The sequence below is a fragment of the Alteromonas abrolhosensis genome (genome assembly GCF_001953635.1).
Taxonomy (GTDB): Bacteria; Pseudomonadota; Gammaproteobacteria; order Enterobacterales; family Alteromonadaceae; genus Alteromonas; species Alteromonas abrolhosensis.
In genome coordinates this window covers 1-8736 of sequence record NZ_MEJH01000023.1, presented here as the reverse complement: position 1 = coordinate 8736, position 8736 = coordinate 1, and the positions used below count along the sequence as shown (strand labels likewise).

Annotated in this window: 5 protein-coding genes, 1 rRNA gene and 1 pseudogene; 3 read left to right on the top strand and 4 right to left on the bottom strand. The window is 41.5% G+C overall.

Translation table 11 applies throughout. The features are described 5' to 3' along the window. A pseudogene (locus BGK61_RS19165) lies at positions 1–198 on the bottom strand (transposase); the annotation flags it as partial. Between the two features lie 136 nt (positions 199–334). On the opposite strand from BGK61_RS19165, the gene dld reads away from it, so the two are divergent. Continuing rightward, the gene (dld, locus tag BGK61_RS19160) at positions 335–2038 is read left to right on the top strand and encodes a D-lactate dehydrogenase (RefSeq protein ID WP_076010876.1); all 1704 of its coding nucleotides are present in this window, start codon (positions 335–337) and stop codon (positions 2036–2038) included. A 34-nt stretch (positions 2039–2072) separates the two neighbouring features. Here dld and prsT read toward each other — a convergent pair whose 3' ends face one another. The 3 genes from prsT to xdp1 (BGK61_RS19145) all read right to left on the bottom strand — a co-directional run bounded on the left by prsT (position 2073) and on the right by xdp1 (BGK61_RS19145) (position 6909). Further along, positions 2073–4886 carry an XrtA/PEP-CTERM system TPR-repeat protein PrsT gene (gene prsT, locus BGK61_RS19155; protein WP_076010875.1) on the bottom strand — a complete coding sequence of 938 codons (2814 nt, stop codon included), beginning with the start codon at positions 4884–4886 and terminating at the stop codon, positions 2073–2075. Between the two features lie 105 nt (positions 4887–4991). Beyond that, positions 4992–5807: an exosortase-dependent surface protein XDP1 gene (xdp1, locus tag BGK61_RS19150; RefSeq protein WP_076010874.1), complete on the bottom strand. Its 816-nt coding sequence runs from the start codon at positions 5805–5807 to the stop codon at positions 4992–4994. A 166-nt stretch (positions 5808–5973) separates the two neighbouring features. Beyond that, positions 5974–6909, bottom strand: a complete 936-nt coding sequence (gene xdp1, locus BGK61_RS19145) for an exosortase-dependent surface protein XDP1 (protein WP_076010873.1) — start codon at positions 6907–6909, stop codon at positions 5974–5976. 373 nt (positions 6910–7282) lie between these two features. Between xdp1 (BGK61_RS19145) and pssA the strand changes: the two genes are divergently transcribed. Beyond that, positions 7283–8080 (top strand): CDP-diacylglycerol--serine O-phosphatidyltransferase, encoded by a 798-nt coding sequence (gene pssA, locus BGK61_RS19140; protein ID WP_014998905.1) that lies wholly within the window; start codon positions 7283–7285, stop codon positions 8078–8080. Between the two features lie 433 nt (positions 8081–8513). Beyond that, positions 8514–8736, top strand: a 16S ribosomal RNA gene (locus BGK61_RS19135); the annotation flags it as partial.

Sequence of the window (8736 nt, the reverse complement as noted above, 5' to 3'; positions counted from 1 at the left end):
GAGTACATGCAGTTTAAATTCAAAGGTGTAAGGCAATTGCTTATGGATAAAACTATCAAAGCCGTTGATGCGATAGACTTGAGACCAGTAACGAATAAGGTTAGGTCGTACTTTAAACTTTCTACCTAAGGCTCCTGAACTCTCTTCTTGCGCTAGTCGCGCTAGCTTTAACTTAAATGCTCTGTGATGTTTTGACATAAAAAGACCCCCAGTAATTGGATAGTCCAACTATTGGGGGTCACTTCAATTCAGTGCCTTTTTTATTGGCTTGTCGACATATTTTCCTTTAATTTACCTGTTATTGTTAGTTTCGTCCGAGTTTTAGGAGCCATACATGCAAACTGTCCCAATAATAAACGCATTCAAGCGCATACTCGGGGAAAGCAATCTTGCCGTAGGAAGGCGTCAAACTGAGCATTACCGGAAAGGATGGCGTTCAGGAGAAGGCGAAGCGTTGGCTGTGTTATTCCCACATACGTTGATGCAATACTGGGAAGTGCTGAAGGTCTGCGTTGAGTACGACTGTATTATCATTATGCAGGCTGCCAAAACGGGGCTAACAGAAGGCTCTACACCTAGTGGTGATGATTATGATAGGCCAGTTGTGGTTATCAACACGTTGGCTATGGATAGCATTGTTTTAATAAACGGTGGTAAACAAGTATTGAGCTTTCCAGGAGCAACGCTGTTTCAACTTGAAAAAGCGTTAAAGCCATTAGGGCGCGCGCCCCACTCGGTGATTGGGTCTTCTTGTTTAGGAGCATCAATTGTAGGCGGTGTTGCAAACAATTCGGGTGGCGCTTTAATAAAAAGAGGCCCGGCGTATACGGAGTTATCCTTGTTCGCCCAGGTCGAAAAAAATGGTGAGTTAAAGCTCGTTAATCATTTAGGAATAGATTTAGGCGATACACCAGAAGAAATTATCGGTAACCTTTCGTCTGGTAATTTTCCAAAATCTTTACCTGAAACTGATAAAAAGGCTTCTGCAAATGATTATGAGCAAATAGTTCGAGACGTAAATGCTGATACACCGAGCCGATTTAATGCCGACCCGACTAGGCTTTATGAGGCTAGCGGCTGTGCAGGAAAAGTTGCCGTTTTCGCTGTACGCTTAGATACATTTGATATTCCTAAAAAAGACCAGACATTTTACATTGGAACTAACGATCCTGATGTACTAACTCGTATTCGCAGAGACATCCTAACCCAGTTTAAACATTTACCTGAAGTGGGCGAGTATATTCATAGAGAGATGTTTGATATTGCCGATGTATATGGCAAAGATACAATTTTGAGTATTCAGCGTTTAGGCACTGACTCGCTCCCTAAATTGTTTGCACTCAAAGGGCGGGTGGATGCTGTGTTTAACAAGCTGCCATTTATCCCTCGATATTTAAGCGACAGAGTCATGCAATTTGGGAGTAAGCTCTTTTCTGACCAAATTCCTCCAAGTTTAAGAGCCTACCGCGACAAATATGAGCACCATCTCATCCTTAAAATGAGCGATGGCGGCATTGAAGAAGCCTCAACATTTTTAGCGAAACTATTTACTGAAGAGCAGTTAGAAGGCGACTACATTACGTGCAACGAAGACGAAGCGTTGAAGGCATTCTTGTTACGTTTTGCCGCCGCTGGAGCGGCTGTGCGCTATCAAATGCTTCATCACAAACGCGTCGGAGACATTCTTGCGTTAGATATAGCCTTGCGCCGTAATGATGAGTTTTGGGCAGAAAATTTACCCGAACACATTGCTAAGCATATTGAAAAGCCGCTTTATTATGGTCACTTCTTCTGTCATGTATTCCATCAAGATTACATACTTAAAAAGGACAGTGACGCTAAAAAAGTAAAGGCAGATATGTTGGCCTTACTAGATAGCCGGGGTGCTAAGTATCCTGCTGAACACAATGTTGGTCATTTATACGAAGCCGAGGCCTCTTTACAGAAATTTTATAAGGAATTAGATCCAACCAATACCTTTAACTCAGGCATTGGCAAGATGGAAAAGCACAAACGCAACTGTTCGTGCTGTCTTTAGTTGAATTAATATCTACTTAATCCGAGCGAGAGCCTTAAAGGCTCTCTAATAATGCTCTTGCTTGCGGGCGCTTAAAGAAGGGACGCTCTACATTTACTGCATATTCTAGCTCTTTCTTCGCCTCTTCAATTCTATTGAGTTTGGCTAGCGTATAGCCTAAGTGATAACGAATATTTGGATCGCTGGCGTCTCTTGCAAATGCATCTCTAAGCATTCTAAGACTGCCTTCGTAATCTCCCTGAAGCGCTTTAATATGCCCGTAAGTGTCCAGTATTTTCGCGGAGTTAGGCTGAAGGTCATAGGCTTGACGTGCATAGTTTTTCGCAGTGACCAGTGATGTCTCGATGTGCATAATCGCAAGTCGGTTATACGCTTCAGCTGGGTTTATCAGACCTGGCTGGGCAACTAATTCTTTATAAAGCGATATAGATTCATCAAATTCTTGAATAAAAAACAAGTACTGAGCAAGTAAGTTTTTCGCCAACAAGTTACTCTCGTTTTCATTCACCAGATTGCGTGCCGTTCGTAAAAATACATCGACAAACTGATCGTTCAACGCGTAGTTGTAAATCGCAATAAATGCCTGTGCAAATGTAGAGTCTATTTCTAAGGCTTTTTCAAAAGCTTTGATGGCGCGTTCACTGTCGCCTTTATTCGCTGCCAATCGGCCGTTCAAAAAGTGATAAACCGGGTTTTGTTGTTGGTCCGCGGGAATGGTCGCTAATAGTGACTGTGCTTTATCGTTTTTCTGCAAATCTAACAATAAGCTTGTATAACGCAGTGTAACAAACGTGCTTGTAGTCGCAATTTCATAAGCGCGCGCCATTGCGTTCAACGCCCAGTCATTGTTACCAATATTCCGAGCTTGATCGGCAAACGCAATGAGTTTACCTGCGTCGTCGTTAATAAAGTTTCGTACAATGCTCAATGTTTTTTCAGCATCCGCACGTTGATTGTTTTCTAAAAGAAGTGCGGCTTTGCGTAGAAGGTAATCTGGATTGTCAAATTCGTCCTTAATCAATAGCTCCAGATGATATAGTGCATTTTTTGTGTCGCCTTGTTGCTGATATAGAGACGATACGCGTTCTCTAGCCCCAGTATTTGAAGGCGATAGCGTCAATATATCGAGATAGATCTGTTTGGCTTCCTCTAAATTGCCAGTCTTGGTCAAATTGAACGCTTTCAGCATCAGCGTTTCATTATGCTGAGGTGATAACTTCAGAAGTTCTTCTACCAGCAAGTTAGACTTCTCTACATTTCCTAAACGGCTTTCCGTGGCTGCTAAATTGAATTTCGCGGGAAAAAGCGTCGGGCTTTGCGCTAACGCTTTTTCTATGTTGACCTTGGCTTCTTCTAATCGACCCTGTCTAATCAATATACCAGCTTTAAGGTTATACACCTCGGCTTCGTCAGGAAAAAGCTTACCTAGTAATTCAGCACCTTTTAATGCATTAGTAAACTGCTGAGCTTGCAGATTCATTAAGGAATAAGTGAAAAGAAAACCGGCGTTATCTTCGTAGGTGGATAAGTTTTTTTCAAGAATCGACAATGCCTCGTCTTGCTTACCTCTAGCAGCCATTAATTTAATCTTGAACAACTGAAGCCTGTTTTCGTTCGGATACTTGTATTCAAGATTTTGCAAAAGCCTCTCGGCTTTAAACGCTTTGTTTTGGCGGATAAATAAGTCACCCAAAAGTAGCGCTGAGTCAGGATCTTCCATTAATGCGTTTTGATGACGCTCAAGCAGCGCAAGCGCTTTTTTGTCCTGTTGTGTGGCCATGTAAACTTGGCTCAACATCAATACTGCCTGTAAGTCATCCGGTTCCCTTTGCAGATAAGCGTTAAAATCTTTTGCTGCTGACTCCATATTGTTGTTAAAGAAATTTGTTAAGCCGCTTATGTAAAGCAACATTGGCTGCGAGGTTATAAGCTCAGGGTCCAGTTGTGCCATAAATTCATTGAGCTCCTTGAGCTTCTCGTTGTCTATGGCTTGCTGGTTGTCTCTGCTTTGTAACCAACTATTTAGCAATATGGCAAGTGGATCGTTTGGCGTATCTTGGATAATTTGATCGACAAATAACTTGGCTGAGTCGTAGTCTTTAGCTTCTAAATACAAATCTACAAGATTACGCAGCGCAATAGGATCTTCACGGTTAAAAGTTAGTGCTTTTTGAAGGTGTGCTGTCGCTGCATTAGTATCACCCTGTCTATAAGCAAGCTGCCCTTTTAAACGCCACGTTATTGCGTTTTCAGGCTCAATTGACATGGCTTTGTCTATGAGAGAAGTTGCTTTAATTAAATCTTCATTCTGAAGAGCGATAGAAGCTAGACCGTTTATAGCAGGCGCGAAATTAGGCGTGCGTGAAACGATAGTGTTGTAATCGCGTAGGGCGCAAGACTCGTCCTCTAGCCTGATACACGCTGTGGCACGAATCATCAGCCACTCACGCTCCGCATTACCTGAAAGCTTGTTCAAATCAGAGAAGTCTACAATCTCTTTATATTTATTTAGAAACAGCCAGGTGTTGCCAAGTGGTTCTGCTAAGAGGTTAATATCAGCCCCCATTTCTAATGCTTCTACAAACTCCATTTCAGCCGCGGTAAGGTAGCCGTTTATAAGCAGAATTTCGCCCATTAGTATTTTCGCAGCTAGATTTTCAGGGTCTTTTTGTAGGCTATTCTTAAGATGTATATATGCTTCATCATAAGCATCTTTGTTAAACGCGGTAAGCGCCTTTTCATAATCTTCTGATGTTGTAGCAAAACTGCTGAATGCGATGAATGATGAGGCAACTGCAGAGATAACGGCGCCTTGTACAACACGCCTTTTATTATTAAAAAAATCCATATATACCTTCGAAACTTAGCCTAGCCGCTGGCTTAAAAATAGCATAAAAAAAGGTGGCCTAAGCCACCTTCTAAAGATACGTGTTTTCTATTTACTTTTAAACCACTAAACGCGACGCTTACGTCTGTATAGAACTAGACCCAAACCCAGGCTCATCAGTGCAAGGGCGCCTGGCTCGCTTACTTGTGTATTCGGTGGAGGGGTGTTTACAGTAGTGTTACTAAATTCTAAACCAGCAATTTTAAATGCATCGTTATGTCCAGAGCCGTTTGCTACAGTGCCGAAAATAGTGTTGTAAGCACCGACAAGCCAGTACTTAGCCGAAGAAGTAAAATCTAAGGTCGAAATTCCTCGATTGTCAGATAATCTTTGGATAGAAAAAGAACTAGAAACAGCATCAGAGATAATGTTCGACCACGTAGAATTTGCACTCGTAAGCTTGTTAAATCCATTATCACTAAGAGCTGAAACTGACACTTCTTGAGATCCATTCCCAAAATTTGCCCATCCAAAGTTTAAACTATCCAACTGCACTTCTTCGCTAAAGCTTAAAAGAATAAAATCATAATCTCTGTAACCGTAGTTATCTATAGTTTGGTGTGAACCCGCATCTTCCCATGTGTTACGGACAGCCCAGCCATAGCTACCTATTCTCTGTAATTCTGCACCGACTACTTTGTCGTAGTTCCCAGAGTCAGCACCGGACAACCACGCACTATCTGACCAACCTGAAATAGAAACGTTAACATCATTCAAATTTAAACTGTCACTAACAGTAACAACAGAACCTGAATTTGGGTTAGTGCCAATATTCACACTTTGAAAGTTATATTCATAGTTGTGTTCTTCGATAAATGAATCTGTAGCCCAAGCAAAGTTAGAACTCAAAACTAGCACTGATACCAAGGAAATAATACGCATTAATACTTTACTCTAAAACGACCGTAATAATTATATCATTCAATATGCAGATTGTGTGCCATTATTTATATTATTGTTTTTTATAGGTATTATTTGGGTGTTAAGGGGGGGAGTAAAAAAAACTGACAAGTAATACCACCTGTCAGTGATCTAAAGTCTAATTTCTTCAAATGGTTTTCTTGCGGCGCCACATTACGAATATAGAACAAGCCATCAGTAAACCAATTGTTCCAGGCTCAGAGACTGCTGTAGGCGGAGAATTGTCAGTGGGTTCACTGATAGAGAAGCCAATGTTAGCAAGTTTAAAAGCATCATTACCTACATAACCACCAATGTTGCCGAACACAGTATTGTATGCACCAACTAGCCAGTACTGGGCTGATTGGGTAAAGGTGAAATCAGCACGGTGGTCTAAATATTCGCAATTCTCTATATCGTAAGACGCTGATGTTAGTGCATCAGCGACAATATCACTCCACGTATTAATACCAGAGGTCAATTTTGAAGTATCGCTTAGCGCAGCTACCGATACTTGGCTGTCATTGGTGCTATATAACCATGAAAAGCTTGCCCCCGTCAGTGTCACCGCAGAATCAAACGACAGCAAGACAAAGTCGTAGTCACGCTCTACATTAGTCATTCCACTGTAATATGCAGCATAACTCCCTTCGTAATAATAATTAATGTTATCTATAGCGTGATCGGCACCGCCATTATAATAAGCCTCATCATTATTGGTTACACCATACGCCCATGTATCGGAAATTTTTTCCAATTTGGCGCCAACTACCGTTTCACCCGTAACCTTGTGCGTGTCAGAAAATGCGGACATAGATATATTAACCCCATCTACATTTACGTGAGATTGAGTTGCATCAATGCTGTTGTAGACACCATCGCTCACCAAGTCATAAGTGTGCTCGCCAAGGGGCGAATTACACGCACTATTTACATAGTTATTGTCGCTTGAAGAGCCACAGTAAGAATAGTTGTTGTTTTTGTAGTACGTGGCAGATGCTGGACTAATAGTAAGTGTGGCTAATAAAGCAGTGGAAAGTAGTAGTCCAGTTTGCAAAGAAAACGTCTTTTGTAGAATTTGCATAATTGCTTTCCTATAAAAGAAGCGCTAAGCGCTCCTAGTACGCACCAAGTAATATATATGCCTATTTAAATGCATAAACTTTGGCGGGTACCTTATTTCAACATGGACTTGTATGATATATGAACGGTGAGCTATTTAAGGTATGCAACCGTATACCCAGTTATTAGTGTTCAATGAATGCATACCTCTTTAACAGGAAAGTTGAGGTAGGGGATGCTCACATTTTAATAAAAGTAGGCGCAATTATGATAATGCCGATTGTATTTTACGGTTGCGCCCTGAAAGGAACTGCACGAAGTTCTTACTTTGCTATGCGTTCCTAGATAACTATGAAATAATTAGTGCAATTGTGTATGTAGAAGTATGAGGACATATGTCTGATCAAAAACGTAAAGGGATATACTTGCTTCCCAACTTATTAACAACAGCAGGGTTATTTTCGGGTTTCTTTGCTGTTGTTTCATCAATGAACGGACGATTTGAAGCCGCGGCAGTGGCTATTTTCGTTGCTATGATTTTTGATGGCCTAGATGGGCGTGTGGCAAGAATGACTAATACGCAAAGTGACTTCGGTGCTGAGTATGACTCAATGGCCGATATGGTTTCATTTGGTGTGGCACCGGCACTTGTCGCTTATAATTGGGGATTAACTGAACTCGGCAAATTAGGCTGGTTAGCGGCCTTTATATATGTAGCGGGTGCAGCTCTTCGTCTAGCTCGCTTCAATACGCAAGTTGGAATTGCTGATAAGCGTTTCTTCCAAGGCCTTGCCAGCCCAGCAGCTGCTGCGGTTGTTTCTGGGCTTGTTTGGGTAGGCGTGGAATACGATGCTGTAGGTACAGACTATGGTTTTATAGTTGCTGCGGTGACCGGTTTAGCTGGTTTACTAATGGTTAGCAACTTTAAATATAATTCCTTTAAAGAAGTAAACTGGCATGGAAAGGTGCCTTTTGTTGGACTTCTTATTGTGCTGTTAATATTTGTTGTTGTAGCAACAGAACCCGCTTTAGTACTGTTCCTTGTTTTTGCCCTATACGCGTTAGCTGGACCTATCAATACGTTTCGTACCGTTGAGAAAGTAACGTTAGACGATGTAGTGGGCGATCATGAAGAAGATGCAGACTTCAATGCCGATAAAAAGAAAAGCAACGAAAGTGTAGACAATAAGTAGGAATGATTACGTAGCAATAATCAGATGTCTTCGCTCAATAATAAAGAGGATATGCCTTTTTGAGCTGATAGAATAAGGAAATTAAGCTTAAACGCATGCTTAATGTACTAATAGATTAAAAAGCGACCGAACGGTCGCTTTTTTTATATTTATTTAAAAAAGGGTGTTGACGATGCTGTAGGAATGCGTAGAATGCGCGCCTCCTCAACAGGGAACAGCAAAACGCTAACAACTGATGAGGATGTCAAAAACCAAGTTTAAAAATAAATAAACAAAAGTTGTTGACAAAAAAAAGATGCGCTGTAAGATACGCATCCGCTTCGGGAGAGGCAGCTAGCAAAGCTAGTAACGTTCTTTAAAAATTTAGACAAGACAATCTGTGTGGGCACTCGTTAAGAGTGTCACATAACGACGATTCATATTTCGATATATTTAATTGAAGAGTTTGATCATGGCTCAGATTGAACGCTGGCGGCAGGCCTAACACATGCAAGTCGAACGGTAACATTTCTAGCTTGCTAGAAGATGACGAGTGGCGGACGGGTGAGTAATGCTTGGGAACTTGCCTTTGCGAGGGGGATAACAGTTGGAAACGACTGCTAATACCGCATAATGTCTTCGGACCAAACGGGGCTTAGGCTCCGGCGCAAAGAGAG